The sequence below is a fragment of the Pseudomonas lalkuanensis genome (assembly GCF_008807375.1).
Taxonomy (GTDB): domain Bacteria; phylum Pseudomonadota; class Gammaproteobacteria; order Pseudomonadales; family Pseudomonadaceae; genus Metapseudomonas; species Metapseudomonas lalkuanensis.
Window position 1 is genome coordinate 1,886,091 of record NZ_CP043311.1, and the last position, 16,041, is coordinate 1,902,131.

At 66.4% G+C, this 16,041-nt stretch carries 15 protein-coding genes; 6 read left to right on the forward strand and 9 right to left on the reverse strand.

Annotation, left to right across the window (positions count from 1 at the left end):
* The first annotated feature begins 20 nt into the window (after positions 1–20).
* The 4 genes from FXN65_RS08895 to FXN65_RS08910 all read left to right on the forward strand — a co-directional run bounded on the left by FXN65_RS08895 (position 21) and on the right by FXN65_RS08910 (position 5,252).
* Positions 21–1,403 (forward strand): aspartate aminotransferase family protein, encoded by a 1,383-nt coding sequence (locus FXN65_RS08895; RefSeq protein ID WP_151132721.1) that lies wholly within the window; start codon positions 21–23, stop codon positions 1,401–1,403.
* A gap of 136 nt (positions 1,404–1,539) precedes the next feature.
* Positions 1,540–2,949: a purine-cytosine permease family protein gene (locus FXN65_RS08900; RefSeq protein WP_151132722.1), complete on the forward strand. Its 1,410-nt coding sequence runs from the start codon at positions 1,540–1,542 to the stop codon at positions 2,947–2,949.
* A complete protein-coding gene (locus tag FXN65_RS08905; protein ID WP_151132723.1) occupies positions 2,949–4,061 on the forward strand; it encodes a class II histone deacetylase in 1,113 nt (370 codons plus the stop codon). Before FXN65_RS08900 ends, FXN65_RS08905 begins: the two co-directional genes overlap by 1 nt.
* Positions 4,062–4,454: 393 nt before the next feature.
* Positions 4,455–5,252 carry an SDR family NAD(P)-dependent oxidoreductase gene (locus FXN65_RS08910; protein WP_151132724.1) on the forward strand — a complete coding sequence of 266 codons (798 nt, stop codon included), beginning with the start codon at positions 4,455–4,457 and terminating at the stop codon, positions 5,250–5,252.
* A 71-nt stretch (positions 5,253–5,323) separates the two neighbouring features.
* On the opposite strand, the gene FXN65_RS08915 is transcribed toward FXN65_RS08910, so the two are convergent.
* Positions 5,324–5,668, reverse strand: coding sequence for a cupin domain-containing protein (locus FXN65_RS08915; RefSeq protein ID WP_151132725.1), 345 nt, complete (start codon positions 5,666–5,668; stop codon positions 5,324–5,326).
* Between the two features lie 224 nt (positions 5,669–5,892).
* On the opposite strand from FXN65_RS08915, the gene FXN65_RS08920 reads away from it, so the two are divergent.
* A complete protein-coding gene (locus FXN65_RS08920) occupies positions 5,893–6,588 on the forward strand; it encodes a lipopolysaccharide kinase InaA family protein (protein ID WP_151132726.1) in 696 nt (231 codons plus the stop codon).
* A 91-nt stretch (positions 6,589–6,679) separates the two neighbouring features.
* On the opposite strand, the gene FXN65_RS08925 is transcribed toward FXN65_RS08920, so the two are convergent.
* The 3 genes from FXN65_RS08925 to FXN65_RS08935 form a co-directional block, all read right to left on the reverse strand.
* Positions 6,680–8,158: a TAXI family TRAP transporter solute-binding subunit gene (locus FXN65_RS08925; protein WP_151132727.1), complete on the reverse strand. Its 1,479-nt coding sequence runs from the start codon at positions 8,156–8,158 to the stop codon at positions 6,680–6,682.
* 2 nt (positions 8,159–8,160) lie between these two features.
* Positions 8,161–9,351 (reverse strand): sodium/glutamate symporter, encoded by a 1,191-nt coding sequence (gene gltS, locus FXN65_RS08930; RefSeq protein ID WP_151132728.1) that lies wholly within the window; start codon positions 9,349–9,351, stop codon positions 8,161–8,163.
* A gap of 88 nt (positions 9,352–9,439) precedes the next feature.
* A complete protein-coding gene (locus FXN65_RS08935; RefSeq protein ID WP_151132729.1) occupies positions 9,440–10,384 on the reverse strand; it encodes a LysR family transcriptional regulator in 945 nt (314 codons plus the stop codon).
* 75 nt (positions 10,385–10,459) lie between these two features.
* Here FXN65_RS08935 and FXN65_RS08940 point away from each other — a divergent pair, with 75 nt between their 5' ends.
* Positions 10,460–11,509, forward strand: coding sequence for a Gfo/Idh/MocA family protein (locus tag FXN65_RS08940; protein WP_151132730.1), 1,050 nt, complete (start codon positions 10,460–10,462; stop codon positions 11,507–11,509).
* 72 nt (positions 11,510–11,581) lie between these two features.
* On the opposite strand, the gene FXN65_RS08945 is transcribed toward FXN65_RS08940, so the two are convergent.
* From FXN65_RS08945 to potE, 5 genes are all read right to left on the reverse strand, one after another.
* Positions 11,582–11,839, reverse strand: a complete 258-nt coding sequence (locus tag FXN65_RS08945) for an Ada metal-binding domain-containing protein (protein WP_151132731.1) — start codon at positions 11,837–11,839, stop codon at positions 11,582–11,584.
* Positions 11,836–12,900, reverse strand: coding sequence for a bifunctional DNA-binding transcriptional regulator/O6-methylguanine-DNA methyltransferase Ada (gene ada / locus FXN65_RS08950; RefSeq protein WP_151132732.1), 1,065 nt, complete (start codon positions 12,898–12,900; stop codon positions 11,836–11,838). The genes FXN65_RS08945 and ada overlap by 4 nt, the downstream gene beginning before the upstream one ends.
* An 85-nt stretch (positions 12,901–12,985) precedes the next feature.
* Positions 12,986–13,684, reverse strand: a complete 699-nt coding sequence (locus FXN65_RS08955; protein ID WP_151132733.1) for a 2OG-Fe(II) oxygenase — start codon at positions 13,682–13,684, stop codon at positions 12,986–12,988.
* 88 nt (positions 13,685–13,772) lie between these two features.
* Positions 13,773–14,669, reverse strand: a complete 897-nt coding sequence (locus FXN65_RS08960) for an amino acid ABC transporter substrate-binding protein (RefSeq protein WP_151132734.1) — start codon at positions 14,667–14,669, stop codon at positions 13,773–13,775.
* Positions 14,666–16,015, reverse strand: a complete 1,350-nt coding sequence (potE, locus tag FXN65_RS08965; protein ID WP_151132735.1) for a putrescine-ornithine antiporter — start codon at positions 16,013–16,015, stop codon at positions 14,666–14,668. The genes FXN65_RS08960 and potE overlap by 4 nt, the downstream gene beginning before the upstream one ends.
* Between the last annotated feature and the right edge of the window lie 26 nt (positions 16,016–16,041).

The window sequence follows — 16,041 nt, forward strand, 5'->3', positions numbered from 1 at the left end:
GGACGAGGAGACCCCTAACAATGAACGCTCAATTCCAGGCCCAACGCGAAACCCGTGACTACCAGGCATCCGATGCGGCCCACCACATCCATGCCTTCCTCGACCAGAAGGCGCTGAACGCCGAAGGGCCGCGGGTGATCGTTGGCGGCGAGCGCCTCCACCTCTGGGACAACGACGGCAAGCGCTACCTCGACGGCATGTCCGGCCTGTGGTGCACCAACCTCGGCTACGGCCGCAAGGACCTCACCGCTGCCGCTACCCGCCAGCTGGAGCAGCTGCCGTACTACAACATGTTCTTCCACACCACCCACCCGGCCGTGGTCGAACTGTCGGAACTGCTGTTCAGCCTGCTGCCGGGGCACTACAGCCACGCCATCTACACCAACTCCGGCTCCGAGGCGAACGAGGTGCTGATCCGCACCGTGCGCCGCTACTGGCAGATCCTCGGCAAGCCCGAGAAGAAGATCATGATCGGCCGCTGGAACGGCTACCACGGCTCCACCCTGGGCGCCACGGCGCTTGGCGGGATGAAGTTCATGCACGAAATGGGCGGCATGCTGCCGGACATCGCGCACATCGACGAGCCGTACTACTTCGCCAACGGCGGCGACCTGACTCCGCAGGAGTTCGGCCTGCGTGCCGCCCGCCAGCTGGAGGAGAAAATCCTCGAACTGGGCGCCGACAAGGTGGCCGCGTTCGTCGCCGAACCCTTCCAGGGCGCGGGCGGCATGATCTTCCCGCCGGAAACCTACTGGCCGGAAATCCAGCGCATCTGCCGCAAGTACGACGTGCTGCTGTGCGCTGACGAAGTGATCGGCGGCTTCGGTCGCACCGGCGAGTGGTTCGCCCACCAGCACTTCGGCTTCGAGCCGGACACCCTGTCCATCGCCAAGGGCCTGACCTCCGGCTACATCCCCATGGGTGGCCTGATCCTCAGCAAGCGCATGGCCGAAGCCCTGGTGGAGCAGGGCGGTGTGTTCGCTCACGGCCTGACTTACTCCGGGCACCCGGTGGCGGCGGCCGTGGCCATCGCCAACCTCAAGGCGCTGCGTGACGAAGGTGTGGTCACCCAGGTGAAGAACGACACCGGCCCTTACCTGCAGCAGTGCCTGCGTGAAGTCTTCGGCAACCACCCGCTGGTGGGCGATATCCAGGGCACCGGCTTCGTCGCCGCGCTGCAGCTGGCCGAGGACAAGGCCACCCGCAAGCGCTTCGAGAACGAGAACGACATCGCCTGGCGTTGCCGCACCATCGGCTTCGAGGAAGGCCTGATCATCCGCTCCACCCTCGGCCGCATGATCATGGCGCCGGCGCTGGTAGCCACTCGCGGCGAGATCGACGAGCTGGTGAGCAAGACGAAAATCGCGGTGGATCGCACCGCGCAGGAACTGGGACGCTTCTAAGTCCCTGTCGACTGCCCCGGTCCGGATCTGGACCGGGGCAGCCATTCCCGGATCTGCGCTGACGACGGCGGTGCTTCGGTTTGCTCCGGACTGCCGGGGCGGCGCTCATCCCCAATAAACGAGTGCGAGACCTGGCATGCATAACAATGACAATCCACAGGCTCCGGCGCTGGAACTGAGTACGATCCAGCCGATCTCCGCCGAGGAGCGCCATGGGCGCCCACGGGACCTGTTCACCATCTGGTTCGGCTGCAACCTGATCCTGTTGACCGTAATTACCGGCGCCCTCGCGGTGACCGTGTTCAAACTGCCCTTCTTTTCCGCACTGGCAGCGCTGGTACTGGGCAACCTGGTGGGGGGCGTGTTCATGGCCCTGCACTCGGCCCAGGGGCCACAACTCGGCGTGCCCCAGATGGTGCAGACCCGCGGCCAGTTCGGCTCCTTCGGCTCCCTGCTGGTGGTGGCCCTCGTCGTCGTGATGTACCTCGGCTTCTTCGCCTCGAACCTGGTGCTGGGTGGCCAGTCGCTGCACGGTCGTTTCCCGGCCGTCAACACCAACGTCGGCATCCTTCTGGTGGGCTTCATCAGCCTGGTGGCGGCGTCGGTGGGCTATCGCCTGATCCACGCCTACACCCGCGTCATGACCTATCTTTCCGGCGCGGTATTGTTGCTTGCCTTCGTCTGGCTGGTGTTCGGCCACGGCCTGCCGGCGGACTTCCTTGAGCGCAATGAAACCTCCCTGGCCGGATTTCTCGGCACCCTGTCGGTGGCTGCGCTCTGGCAACTGGCTTATGCGCCCTACGTGTCCGACTACTCCCGTTACCTGCCGGAAGCCACGGGTTCGCGTAGCGCCTTCTGGTCCAGTTACTGGGGCTGCTGCCTGGGCTCGCTTCTGCCCATGCTGCTGGGGGTGATGGTGGCCCTGAGTATCGACGGCGATGACGTGGTGGGTGGCCTGATCGAGGCCACCGGCGGCCTCAGTGCCTTGCTGGTGGCGGTGCTCTCCATCGGCATCGCTGCTACCAACGCCATGAACCTGTACTGCGGTGCCCTGTCCACCATCACCGTGGGGCAGACCCTCGTGCCGTCCTGGTCGGCCGGGGCCGGTGCACGCATCCTCATCTCGCTGATCCTGTTCTCGGGCTCGCTGGCGTTGGCGCTGCTGGGGCAGGACGATTTCATGGTCAACTACACCAACTTCATTCTCCTCCTGCTGTACGTGCTGGTGCCCTGGAGCGCCATCAACCTGGTGGACTACTACCTGGTGGCCCACGGCCGCTACGACCTGCCGTCGTTCTTCCGTCGTGATGGTGGCCTTTACGGTCGCTGCAATTGGACGGCGGTCAACTGCTACGTGCTCGGCATCATCGTGCAGATCCCCTTCATGTCCACCGCCCTCTATACCGGCCCGGTGGCACGCGCCATGGACGGTGCCGATATTTCCTGGATCGTTGGCCTGGGTGTGATCTCGCCGGTTTACTACCTGGCCTGCCGCCTCGGTGGCCGGACCCGTGCCCTGGCCCAGACCGCTCAAGGAGGTGCCTGATGACCCGTCGTAGCGGATTTTTCTTCGACGAGCGCTGTTTCTGGCACGCTGCCGGGCTGCATAGCCTGGTGCTGCCGGTGGGGGGGTGGCTGCAGCCGCCAAGCGGTTCCGGCCATGCCGAATCGCCGGAGACCAAGCGCCGGCTGAAAAGCCTGATGGACGTGTCCGGACTGAGTGACCGACTGGTGCTATCCAGCGCGCCGATGGCAGCCAAGGAGGACCTGCTGCGGGTCCATCCGGCCCAGTACCTGGAGCGCTTCAAGGCCATGAGTGACGCTGGCCACGGTGAGCTGGGCGAGGAGGCTGCCGTCGGGCCGGGTACCTATGAAATTGCCCGGCAGTCGGCAGGGCTGGCCATTGCCGCCGTAGATGCCGTACTGCGTGGCGAGCTGGACAACGCCTATGCCCTGTCGCGCCCGCCGGGCCACCACTGCCTGGCGGATCGCGGCATGGGGTTCTGCTACCTGGCGAACATTGCTGTCGCCGTGGAAACCGCCAAGGCCCGCCACGGTGTCGGCCGGGTGGCCGTACTGGACTGGGATGTACACCACGGCAACGGAACCCAATCGATCTTCTACGGCCGCGACGATGTGCTGACCCTGTCGATCCACCAGGACAACTGCTTCCCTGTCGGTCAGGGCGCAGTGGCGGAGCGGGGCACCGGCACCGGGCTTGGATACAACCTCAACCTGCCGTTGTTCCCGGGCAGCGGCGACGACGCCTACCGCTACGCCATGGAGCGAGTCATCGTGCCGGCGCTGGAGCGTTTCGAACCGGAGCTGATAGTGGTCGCCTGCGGCTTCGACGCCAACGGCGTGGACCCGCTGGCGCGGATGCTGCTGCACAGCGAATCGTTCCGCGCGATGACGGCCATTTTGCGGGAGGCGGCCGACCGGCTCTGTGGCGGGCGGCTGGTGCTGGTTCACGAAGGGGGCTATGCGGAGGCCTACGTACCGTTCTGCGGCCATGCGGTAATCGAAGAGTTGGCCGGGGTGCGGACGGCAGTCGAAGACCCCTTCCTGCCGATGCTGGAAGGGCAGCAGCCCAATGCCGAGTTCCGTGCATTCCAGCGCCAGGCGATCGACCGGATGGCGGCAGTGCTGCTGAACTGAAAGCACATCGCGGTGGTAATCACCGCGCGGAAGTCGGGGCTGTTTCCAGCCCCACTACGGACTGCCGGCGACCAGGGCCGGCGGTCCGACACCACAGCTGCTAGGCAGTTTTACGGCGCTCGGGATTGCTGCCCGCGCGCCGTTTTTTATTGCCCGCATTCTTTGTGCGACCAACTTCCTGTAGGGGCGAACTCATTCGCCAAGCAGGCCGAAGGTCTGCCCCCCCCGGGGTTGCTTCGCAACCCTTGCCGATTGAAATCGCCCCCACAGCAAATCAGCACCATAGGGACCTGACGACGAATGGTTGGTGAAGATATATTGCACTCGTAATATTACGAGTGTAATTTAAGCCCATCGCTTGGAACCCCAAGCCCTTTCCCTGGAGACAGAACCATGAGCGAACAGAAGCACCAAGGCGTTGCCCTGATCACTGGCGCATCCACCGGCATCGGCGCCACCTATGCCAAGCGCCTGGCCGAACGGGGCCATGACCTGCTGCTGGTCGCCCGTGACCAGAACCGCCTGGAGGCCCTGGCCGCCCAGCTGCGCGAGCAGGCGGGCGTGAAGGTGGAAGTGCTGAAGGCCGACCTGACCGACCGGGCCGACCTGACCCGCGTGGCCCAGCGCCTGCGCAGCGACGCCGCCATCAGCGTGCTGGTGAACAACGCCGGTGTGGCCATCAGCGGCAGCTTGCTGGACACCGACCTGGACCGCTTCGACGCGATGATCCAGCTCAACGTGGTGGCCGTGACCCACCTGGCCGCCGCCGCTGCCGCCAACTTCGTCGCCCAGGGGCGCGGCACCATCATCAACATCGCCTCGGTGCTGGCGCTGGCACCGGAAATGTTCAACGGCACTTACAGCGGTACCAAGGCCTTCGTGTTGAACCTCAGCCAGTCGCTGAATGCGGAAGTGAAGGACAAGGGTGTGCGCGTGCAGGTGGTACTGCCGGGCGCGACCCGTACCGAGATCTGGGAACGCTCGGGCACCGGCATCGAGAACATCCCGCAGGAAATCCTCATGGACGTGGGCGAAATGGTGGACGCCGCGCTGGCCGGCCTGGACCAGGGCGAGCTGGTGACCATTCCCTCGCTGCCGGAAAAAGAAGACTGGGACCGCTTCACCGCCGCGCGCTTCCACATGGCGCCGAACCTGTCGCGCTCGTCGGCGGCGGATCGTTACAAGGCCTGATCGGTAACGTGAATGGAAAAGGCCGGGCAAATGCCCGGCCTTTTTGTTTCGCGTGGGTTCGCTCCCACAGGTCAGGCGAATACGAAGTACTTGCGCACCGTCTCCACCACTTCCCAGGTGCCCTTCATGCCCGGCTCGATCACGAACACATCGCCAGCCTTCAGGTGCTTGGGCGCTTCGCCTTCGGGCGTGATGATGCAGTAGCCATCCAGGAAGTGGCAGTACTCCCACTTCTCGTAGTTCACCTCGAACTTGCCGGGGGTGCAGATCCAGGTACCCATGATCTTGCTGCCGTCCTTCGACAGGTAGGCATTGAGGTTCACGGTGTGCGGATCGCCGCCGATGCGCTTCCACTTGGTGGCATCCAGCACGGGGGTGGGGCAGGTTTCGCGCAGAACGGTGATGAAGTCGGACATTTCAGCTCCAAACGATCTGATGAAAGGTCCGTCACCATAGGTCTAACGCTGTGCCGGGAGTTGTCTGGATTCGACCCCCAGGTGTCTGGGAACGCGCCGGCAAAGTTGGCAAAAGGGCGCTAACGTGAATCCAGGGGCCTATCCCGGTCCCAGGCGGCGGCCCTTGTCGGGTTGCCTCGGCAGTAGCCCGGTGGAGCGATGGTGCTTCACGAGGAGGTGCTCTCATGAACACCCAGTGGTTCAGGCACGACAACGGCGCTTCGGAAGGCAGCTTCGACAAGTGGTGGGATACCTACGGCGAGTGGTTCGATTCCCAGGACCAGCTCCTGAGTGGCGAAAGCGGCATCCAGCGCCTGCACGGCCCGGATGGCCAGGTGCTGTACAGCAAGCGGCAGATCAACCACTTCCACCGCGATCTGGTCCATCCCTTCGGCGAGCCCACCATCCTGCATGAGATGAAGGTGCTGCAGGCCCTGGCCCAACTGGGTATCCGTGTGCCCAAGGTGGTGTTCAGCGCCGCGCGCAAGACCGACACCGAATGGCAGGCGCTGCTGGTGACCGAGAGCCTCGATGGCTTCATCAGCCTCGAAGAGTGGTACGCCCAGCCGGAAGCCGCCGACCTGCGCCAGCAGATGATCCAGCAACTGGCCAACACCATCGGCCGCATGCACCGGGCAGGCTGGGAGCATGGCCGGCTGTACCCGAAGAACATCTTCGTCAAGGTCAGCGGCGAGCGGGACAGGAAGGTGGAGATCGCCTTGCTGGGCCTGGCCAAAAGCAACCACCGCCTGACGGCCTACAGTGCGTCCAAGCACGATTTCGAGCTGTTCAAGCAGCACCGCAAACCCATGCCCGATGAAGACTGGAAAGCCTTCGCCACGGCGTATCGGGATGTGATGGAGAGTGACTACGTGCCGTAGTCCGGCATTTCGCGAATGAATTCGCTCCCACAGCGGCGGCTCCTCTGGCCGTTTGGCGGAGGAATTCGCCTCCACAGGAGGGCACGGACAGTCAGGGCTTCTCCAACGCCTTCAACGCCCCTTCGTGCAGCGTAATCGCCAGCCCGCGCCGGGCGTTGGCTTTGGACAGCTGCTCGCCCTGGATACTGCCAGCTGCCAGCCAGTCGTTGTCTGGCGCGAACAGTTGTTGCACAAGCTGTTCGGCTTCGCCTGCACTCAGTTGTTCGTCGCACAGCAGGAGCGCGCTCACGGCAATGGTGGGCACTGGCGCCGTCTGGTTGGGATAGGTCGCGGCAGCCACCTGGGCGGCGAAGGTGCCGGGGCGGCTGGTTTCCAGTTGGCGGATGGCCAACTCCTCCAGCGGCAGCAGTCGCAGCTGCATGGCCTCGCTGGCGGCGCGAATGCTGTCGGCGGGAGCGCCTATTACCTGCAGGGTGGCATCCAGCTTGCCGTCACGGATGGCGGTCAGCGCCTGCTGCAGGTCCAGGCTGGTGGTTTCCGCGAGGTCCGCCGTGCCGATGCCATGGGCCGCCAGCACGGCGACAGCGGTATCCCGCGAGGCCGAGCCCGGCTGGCCGAGGTTGACCCGCTTGCCGCGCAGTCCCGCCAGGTCATGGATGGGGCTGTCGCCGCGCACCAGCACATGCACGGGCTCGGGATAGAGGCTGGCCAGGGCGCGCAGCCCGGTGTAGGGGCCGACCTCCGTGAAGGGGCCGCTGCCGCTCACCGCCAACTGCGCCATGTCGCTCTGGGACAGGGCCACCACCACGTCGCCCCGGCGCAGCATGCGCAGGTTGTCGAGGCCGCCTTCGGTGGTCAGCGGCGTCAGTTGCAGGCCCTTCGGCCGCATCAGGCTGGCCATGGCCTGGGCCAGTCGCGCGTACTGGCCGGCCGCCGGGCCACCCGCCAACGGATAACCCTCCTGCAGCCGGCTCAGGCGGCCCTGGATATTGTTCAGCGAGCGGCTCAACTCGTCGGCGATGATGGCGCGCTCCTTCGTCCCGGTGCCGCCCGGTGCGAGGTTCAGCGCGGTGCCGATGGCTGCCACCAGTTGTTCGCGGGTCTGGCCGACGCCGGGCTCTATGGTCTCGGGCGCTGGCGGCGCCTTGAAGCCCTGGGGTACGACGGCCACCCAGCCGCTGTCCGTCTCGCGGTAGATCAGGCTGCCGTGGGCGCTCAGCAGGTCGCCTTGCCGGTTGCCTTCATTGCGGATGCCGGACATCCCGCGTGGCCCGGCGCCGAGGGCGCTGATCAGGCTGGCGACGCCGGGGGAATCCCAGGAGCCGAAGTCCTGGTCACGCTCCACTTTCAGGGTGCTGTCGAAGTAGATCACCAGGCGTTTCTCGCCTTCCGGCGCGTTGGCGTCCCTGGCAGAACCGCGCCGCTTCAACTCGGCAAGGCTGAGCACGCTGCTGCCGAAGGCCTGCTTCAGGCGTTGCTGCACCTCGGTTTCCAGGGTCGCCTGGTCGGGGCCACGGGAGCAGGCGGTGACGGCCAGGGCGAGGAGGGCGATGAGGAGGGCACGCAGCATGGTCAACCTCCCATTCCCGGCAATGCGAGAAAGCCCGTGAGTACCAGTGCGTTGAGCAGGTCGATCAGGAAGGCGCCCACCAGGGGCGCGACGATGAAGGCCTCCGGCGCCGGGCCGTACTTGTGGGCGATGGCCTGCATATTGGCGACGGCGGTGGCCGTGGCGCCAATGGCGAAGCCGCAGAAGGCGGCCGATAGCACGGCGCTTTCGTAGTCGCGGCCGGTGAAGCGGTAGACCACCCAGGCGCCGTAGACCATGGCCAGCGCCGACTGGGCGATCAGCATCACCAGCAGCGGCCCGGCCACGCTGGCCACGTGGCCCAGGCTCAGCGCCATCATGGTGATCACCAGGAACAGCGACAGCGTGACCGACGCCATCAGGTCGATGGCGCCGTCGTTCAACCTCACGCCCGCCACCGGCAGGACGTTGCGGATCAGCACGCCCAGCAGCAGGCACCAGAGGAAGCTCGGCAGGGTCACGGCGCCTTCGCCGAACATCCCCGCCAGGAACTGGCCGCCTACCAGGGCCGCCATGGTGGCCGCCAGCACATTGAGGAAGTTGCTCGCGGTGACCGGCGGGGCCGTTTCACCGGTGATCTCGTGGTGTTCGCCGGTGGCGCCACTCCCCGCCAGTCGGTGGCGCTTGATCAGCCATTGCGCCAGCGGCCCGCCGATGATGCCGCCGGCCACCAGGCCAAGGGTGGCGGAGGTCATCGACAGCTCCATGATCGCCTGCAGGTTGTTCACCTCGGCGAAGCGCTCGGCATAGGCCGCCCCGGTGCCATGACCGCCGACCAGGGTGATGGTGCCGCCCACCAGTCCCATCAGCGGGTGCATGTCCAGGCCCCAGGCCACCAGTATTCCGAGGATGTTCTGCAGGAACAGGAAGGGGATCAGGGCGATGACGAACATCAGCAGGCGCTTGCCGCCGTGCTTGAGCATGCCCAGGTCCGCCGACAGCCCCACCGCGGAGAAGAACGCCAGCAGCAGGGCGGGTTTCATGGTGGTGTCGAATTCCACACTGAAGTCGCTGGCCGCTCCGGCAATGGCCAGGGCGATGGCGAACAGCAGGCCGCCGGTGATGGGTTCGGGGATGTTGTAGCGGGACAGCAAGGGGACCAGGCGGTTGACCAGGCGTCCGAGCAGCAGGGCGAGGGCGGCCAGGAGAAGGGTATCCAGGGGACTCAGCGTCACGTTGGTGCTTCCTGCCAGGGACTGCCCCGCAACAGGCGGGACCATATGCCTGGAGGTCTAGCCAAGGTTGGCGGGCTTGTCGACCCGCTCAGAGGCGGGTCTCCAGCGCGTGGGGCCCCTCGGCGAGCTGCTCCTTGAGGAAGTCGATGCAGAGTTTCACCTTGGCCGAACCCGAGGCTCGCGCGGCCGTCACCGCCCAGACATCGGCGCTCTGCTGGTAGGCCGGCAGCACGCGTACCAGCTTGCCGGCGCGGATACTCGGGGCGGCATCCCAGACCGAGGCCATGATCACCCCGTGGCCCTCGTGGGCCCACTGGCGCACCACGTCGCTGTGATTGGAGGCCATGGGGCCGGTGACTTTCACCGTTTCCTCGCCATTCGGGCCGGACAGGCGCCAGACGCCGAACCCCAGTTCGCGCTCGCGGAACAGCAGGCAGTCGTGTTGCGCGAGGTCCGCCAGGGTACGCGGCTGCCCGCGTCGCGCCAGGTAGGACGGCGCGGCGCAGAGCATGCGGTAGCTCTCGGCGATCTTGTGGGCGATCAGGTGCGGCTCGTGCACCTCGCCCACGCGCAGGTCGATGTCGAAGTTCTCGCCGATCAGGTCCACCCGCCGGTCCAGCAGTTCCAGCCAGACTTCCAGTCCCGGATGACGCTGGCGCAGCAACGACAGCACCGGCGACACGTAATCCCGCCCCAGGCGCAGGCTGGTGGCCAGGCGCAGCACGCCGCGCGGTTCGCCCTTCAGGCCCGAGAGCGCCTCCACCATGCCTTCCACGTCTTCGAGGATCTTCTGCGCCCAGAGGAAGGCCGCCTCGCCATCAGCGGTGATGTTCACTCGCCGGGTGGTGCGATTGAACAGCTTGACCCCGAGGGTTTCCTCCAGCATCGCGATGCGCTTGCTGACATGGGCGGGCGAGATACCCAGCTCGGTCGCGCCGGCGACGAAGCTGGAGCGCCGCGCCACGGTGCAGAACAGCAGGAGGTCGCGGAGGAAGGGGTCATTATTCGCTAAAAGCGCATTCTGATTTTTCATTGGGGCTGATTATCGGTTGGATAGTGAATATTAGTCTCTCGATCGACCTTCCCCCACCGGAATCGATCGAACGACATGAGCAGACTCCGCATCGCCATTGCCGGCGCCGGCCTGATCGGCCAGCGCCACCTCGAACTCCTCCAGGCCAGCGCCCCCTGCGACCCCGTCGGCCTGGTGGACCCGGCTCCCGCCGCCGAAGCCGTGGCGCAGCGCGCCGGCCTGCCGCTGTTCCCCTCGCTTGAGGCGATTTTCGAAACTGGACGCCCCGACGGCATCATCCTCGCCACGCCCAACCAGTTGCATGTGGAACAGGCACTGACCTGCCTGCAAGCCGGTGTGCCGGCGCTGATAGAGAAGCCGGTGGCCCATACGCTGGAAGCAGGCGAGCGCCTGCTGGCGGCCGCGCAGGGCTCTAAGGTGCCGCTGCTGGTGGGTCACCACCGTGCCCACAGCCCGATCCTCGAACGGGCGCGGGCCATCATTCGCGAGGGGCGCCTCGGTAACCTGGTGGCAGTGATGGGCAGTGCGCTGTTCTACAAACCGGACGATTACTTCGACGCCGCGCCCTGGCGCCGCCAGGCAGGCGGCGGGCCGGTGCTGATCAACCTGATCCACGAAATCGGCAACCTGCGCTCGCTGTGCGGCGAGATAGTCGCCGTACAGGCCCTGGCCTCCAGCGCCACCCGGGGTTTCCCGGTGGAGGACACGGTGTCCATCAGCCTGCGCTTCGCCAGCGGCGCCCTGGGCAGCTTCCTGCTCTCGGACACCGCCGCTTCGGCCCGCAGCTGGGAGCAGACCTCCCGGGAGAATCGCGACTACCCCAGCTACGACGACGAAGACTGCTACCTCATCGCCGGCACCGGCGGTTCCCTGGCCGTGCCCACCATGCGGCTGAAGTGCTACGACCAGCCGGAGGACCGCTCCTGGTGGAAGCCCTTCAACTGCGAGGTGGCCGACCTGGTGCGCGAAGACCCGCTGGCGCGCCAGCTGGAGCATTTCTGCCAGGTCATCCGTGGCGAGGCCGAGCCGCTGGTGAGTGTGCGCGATGGCCTGCAGAACCTGCGGGTCGTGGAAGCCATCGCCCAAGCGGCGCGGGAAGGCGGAACCGTGGTGGTTGCGCAGTAGCTTGTGGGGGCTCAGAACCTGCCATCAGGCGACGCGGGACGGGATCGCTTTTCTGAAATCGTGGGAGCGAATTCATTCGCGATGAGCCTTCCACTCCCGATATGCGTCTTTCATGCACCGCGCACAAGGCCGATATCCCGCTGCTTGCGCGGTCGCTGCATCGAGAAAGAACACCCGCTCCTTCACATAGCCGCCCCGTGCGATGGCGCGCAGGGCGGTGGGGCAGTCGAGGCGGCCGTAGATGCGCGACGTGCGGTGCCCACCCAGGGTTCCGGGAGCGGGGCTGGGGTATGGCCTCCCGTCTGCTCCCAGCAGGGTCCAGGCTTTCACCCCCCGGCCTCGAGCTCCAGCAGGCGGCGCTTGCGTTCCACACCCCAGCGGTAGCCGGAGAGGTTGCCGTCGCTGCGGACCACCCGATGGCAGGGGATGGCCACTGCCAGGCTGTTGGCTGCGCAGGCCTGCGCCACGGCGCGTACCGCGCGGGGCGAGCCGATGCGCTCGGCGATTTCCGCATAGCTCGCGGTACTGCCTGGGGGAATCTCCCGCAGAGCCTGCCAGACCCGTTCCTGGAAGGCCGTGCCGCGTACGTCCAGCGGCAGGTCCAGGCCCAGCCTGGGTGCTTCGATGAAGCCGATGACCTTGGCCACCAACTGCTCGAAGCAGCTGTCGCCGCCGATCAGGCGTGCGCGGGGAAACTTGTCCTGCAGGTCTCGCAGCAGCGCATCCGGGTCATCGCCCAGGAGGATGGCGCAAACACCGACGCCGCTCTGCGCCACCAGGAAGTGGCCCAGGGAGCATTCGCCCAGGGCAAAGCGGATCTCGTTGTTGGCACCGCCGGCGCGGTAGTCGGCCGGCTTCATGCCCAGCACCTGGGCCGAGTCGGCGTAGAAGCGGCTGTTGGAGTTGAAGCCGGCGTCGTAGATCACCTCGGTCACCGAGGCGCCCGGACCCAACTGGTCACGCACCTTGCGGGCGCGGCGGGCGCGGGTGTAGGCCTTTGGGGTCAATCCGGTGACCGCCTTGAACACCCGGTGGAAATGCGAGGCACTCATGCCCGCCGATTCGGCCAGGGCTTCCAGGCCGGGTAGTTCCTCGGCGCTTTCGATCTGCCGGCAGGCGGCTGCAACCAGCGCCGCGTGCTGCTCGGCCACGTGGGTCATGCTGGCTGCGGCGCGACGGCTGGGGCGATAGCCGGCTGCCTCGGCCTGCTCGGCGCTGTCGAAGAACTCCACGTTCTCCGGACGCGGCAGGCGGGTCGGGCTGCTGGGGCGGCAGTAGATGCCGGTGGTCTTCACCGCGTAGACGAACTGCCGGTCGGCGGCCGGGTCCCGTGCCTGCACGGCGGCCCAGCGCGGGTCCTGTTCGATGGTGGTCGTGGCTGCGGGCTTCATGGCGCTCTCCGCTTTCCGTTCGGTCATGGCAGAGAGTATGCGGCCAGCCGGGGGCGTGCATCCCGACTCTTGCGGTCGAATTCGTTCAGAGCGCGTCATGGAAGATCACCCCCAGGGTATGTCGCCTGCCGCCCCGCAGCTGGCTGACGCCGTGGCGCAGGCGGACCCTGTGGTAGCCGCGCAGGCCCTGCGCCGGGCGGAAGTTCACCGCGAACAGCACGCCATCGCCGAGGCCCAGGGGCACCACCTGCACCCGCGATTGCATGCGCGGGCGCTGCTCGGTGATGACGAACTCGCCGCCCTCGAAGTCGCGGCCGGGCTCGGACAGCAGCACCGCCAGTTGCAGCGGGAAGACCTGCTCGCCATAGAGGTCCTGGTGCAGGCAGTTGTAATCGCCTTCGACATAGCGCAGCAGCAGCGGGGTAGGGCGCAGCTGGCCGGCGGCGTGGCAGTGCTCGAGGAAATCGGCGTGTTCGGCGGGAAAGCTGCCTTCCAGGCCCAGGCGCTCGTGCCAGAGGTTGGCCAGCGGCGCCAGACGCGGGTAAAGGCGGGTGCGCAGTGTGGCCACCAGCGGCGGCAGCGGGTAGTCGAAGTACTGGTATTCGCCCTGGCCGTAACCGTGGTTGGCCATGCGGATGCGCGAGCGGAAACGCGCCTGCTCGCCATAGAGGTCGGCCAGCGCCGCGCATTCCCGCGGATCCAGCAGTTGGCGGACCAGGGCCCAGCCGTCGCGGTCGAGGTCCGCCTCGATACGTGGCCAGTCCAGGCTGTCGATGGCTTTCATGTCCGTGCCCCTGTTCTGTGGTGGGCGCCGAGCATAGGCAGGCGCAAGCGCCGGGGCACTCCGTCGCTTGCGCTCGAATTCTCTGCCCTCAGGGACGCGAATACACCTTGAACAGGGTCTGGTCCAGTTCGCCGGGGGCGCCGAAGTACTGGCTGTAGAGCGGCACGATGGCGCCGGATCGATAGACCTGGCTCAGCGCGGTATCCACCACCAGGCGGAAGTCCTCGTCGTCACGGGCCATGGCCAGGGCCACCGGCTCGAACTCGAAACGTCGCTCCAGGACGACGAGGCCGGCGTTGGCGGCATCCCGCGCCACCAGGCTGCGCAGGATCATCTGGTCGGCGAAGAAGGCATCCACCTTGCCGCTGGCCACCTGATCCACGCCTTCGGCCGGGCTGGTCACGGTTTCCAGGGTCACCAGCACCTTCAGCAGGCGCAGTTTCTCCCGTGCCCAGGTCTCCACCAGTGTGCCGCCCTGCACCGCGAAGCTGTGGGCGGCCAGGCCGCGATTCAGGGTGGCGCGCCAGGTAGGGCCGGTCTGCTCCACCTCGCCGTTGAGCACCTTCACCAGGGAAATGGGGGCTTCCTTGCGCACCACGACGCCGATCCCGGCGGTGTACACAGGCAGGGAGAAGGACACGTTCTGGCGGCGTTTCAGGGTTTCCACCATGGGGCTGCAAAGCAGGTCGACGCCGCCGTCATGCACCACGTCCAGCGCCTTGTCTGGCGCCAGGGGCACGAAGCGCACCTTGACCGAGGCCAGTCCCGGCTGGCCGCGGATCTGGTCGGCGACTTTCTGGCAGAGGTCGATGGTGTAGCCGGATGCCCCTTCACCCTCGGCGGACGAGAAGGGCGGCTGGTCCGGCAGGTAGCCGAGGGTGAAGGTGCCGCTGGCGCGGATGCGGTCCAGGGTCTGGGCCGGGGCCAGTGACGGCAGCAGCAGGGTCAGCAGCAGGGGCAGCGAGGCCAGCGCTTTCGGGCTCATGCTTTGTCCTCCAGGCCGAGGGCGCGGACCTGCGCGGCGCGTTCTTCGAGGAAGCGGTCGGCGATATAGCCGAACATCAGGTAACCCACCGCGGTGACGATCATGCCGCCGAACACCGCCTCGGTCCCTGAGGCGTAGAGCGCATAGAAGCTGTAGGCCATGGCGATGATCAGCACTACGACGTTGCGGTGGTGCGGGTAACCCGTCACCCCGGCTTTCTGCATGATCACCAGCAGCGCCGACAGCGAAGTGATGTAGGGGACGATGTTGGTCACCGCCGCCAGGTTCACCAGCTTGCCGAACTGTTCCGAGGCATTGGGCGAAATGGTCGACACCGCCATCGCACTCTGCAGCATGGCATTGGCCACCAGCCCGGCGATGGGCGCACCCAGCAGGGTGACCCTGGCGAACAGCGCCGGGAACATATGCTGGTCGGCGGTGACCTTGGCGGTCTGCGCCAGGGTGAACTGCCAGCCCAGCAGCGAGCCGACGCAGGCCATCACCGCCAGCGCCATGATCACATCGCCCACCAGCGGATTGAACATCTTCGCGTAGACGAAGGCGAAGGGCGCGCTGGAGTTGGCCAGCTCGGGGTTGGGCACGATGCCCATGATCACCGAGGTAGACAGCACGTAGATCACCGCCGCGCCCAGGGTGCCCAGCAGGCAGGCCAGGGGCACGTTGCGCTTGGGGTTCTCCACGGCGTCGGAGTTCTGCGCCGCCGACTCCATGCCGAGGAACGCCCAGAGGGTGAGCGGAATGCTCTGGGTAATGGCGTCGCTCATGGCGATTCCGTTGGGGTTCCAGGCGGCGGCGAAGATGTTGGTATCGAACCAGAACCAGCCGATCACCGACAGCCCGGCTACCGGGATGATCACGCCCCAGACCGTGATCGAACCGATGTGCCCGGTGATCTTCGGCCCGCCGAAATTAGCCAGGGTGGTCAGCCAGATCAGCACGACGGCGCCAACGAACAGCGGCACGGCGCCGGTGCCCAGCCAGGGGATGAAGGGCGTGAGATAGCCCACGGCGGAAATGGCGATGGCCACATTGCCGATGGCCAGGGAGAGAAAGTAGAGATAGGAGCAGAGGAAGAAGGCCGACTTGCCGTGGGCTTCTTCCGTGTAGGCGGACATCCCGCCGGAACGTGCGCAGAAAATCCCGCACTGGGCGAAGCAGTACGCGATGGCCATGGAACCCACCGCGGTGATCACCCAGGACAACAGGGAGATCGCCCCTAGCTGCGCCATGCTGGAGGGCAGCATGATGATGCCCGAGCCCATCATGTTCACCGCCACCAGGGTCGTTAGCCCGGTCAGGCCCATTTTCTTGCCGGAAGCCGCCATTGCCGAATCCTTCTTGGGAAAACGTT

Excerpts from the sequence above, each read along its gene's own strand:
- FXN65_RS08895 (WP_151132721.1), top strand. The coding sequence starts at position 21 with ATGAACGCTCAATTCCAGGCCCAACGCGAAACCCGTGACTACCAGGCA.
- FXN65_RS08900 (WP_151132722.1), top strand. The coding sequence starts at position 1,540 with ATGCATAACAATGACAATCCACAGGCTCCGGCGCTGGAACTGAGTACG.
- FXN65_RS08905 (WP_151132723.1), top strand. The coding sequence starts at position 2,949 with ATGACCCGTCGTAGCGGATTTTTCTTCGACGAGCGCTGTTTCTGGCAC.
- FXN65_RS08910 (WP_151132724.1), top strand. The coding sequence starts at position 4,455 with ATGAGCGAACAGAAGCACCAAGGCGTTGCCCTGATCACTGGCGCATCC.
- FXN65_RS08915 (WP_151132725.1), bottom strand. The coding sequence starts at position 5,668 with ATGTCCGACTTCATCACCGTTCTGCGCGAAACCTGCCCCACCCCCGTG.
- FXN65_RS08920 (WP_151132726.1), top strand. The coding sequence starts at position 5,893 with ATGAACACCCAGTGGTTCAGGCACGACAACGGCGCTTCGGAAGGCAGC.
- FXN65_RS08925 (WP_151132727.1), bottom strand. The coding sequence starts at position 8,158 with ATGCTGCGTGCCCTCCTCATCGCCCTCCTCGCCCTGGCCGTCACCGCC.
- FXN65_RS08935 (WP_151132729.1), bottom strand. The coding sequence starts at position 10,384 with ATGAAAAATCAGAATGCGCTTTTAGCGAATAATGACCCCTTCCTCCGC.
- FXN65_RS08940 (WP_151132730.1), top strand. The coding sequence starts at position 10,460 with ATGAGCAGACTCCGCATCGCCATTGCCGGCGCCGGCCTGATCGGCCAG.
- ada (WP_151132732.1), bottom strand. The coding sequence starts at position 12,900 with ATGAAGCCCGCAGCCACGACCACCATCGAACAGGACCCGCGCTGGGCC.
- FXN65_RS08955 (WP_151132733.1), bottom strand. The coding sequence starts at position 13,684 with ATGAAAGCCATCGACAGCCTGGACTGGCCACGTATCGAGGCGGACCTC.
- FXN65_RS08960 (WP_151132734.1), bottom strand. The coding sequence starts at position 14,669 with ATGAGCCCGAAAGCGCTGGCCTCGCTGCCCCTGCTGCTGACCCTGCTG.
- potE (WP_151132735.1), bottom strand. The coding sequence starts at position 16,015 with ATGGCGGCTTCCGGCAAGAAAATGGGCCTGACCGGGCTAACGACCCTG.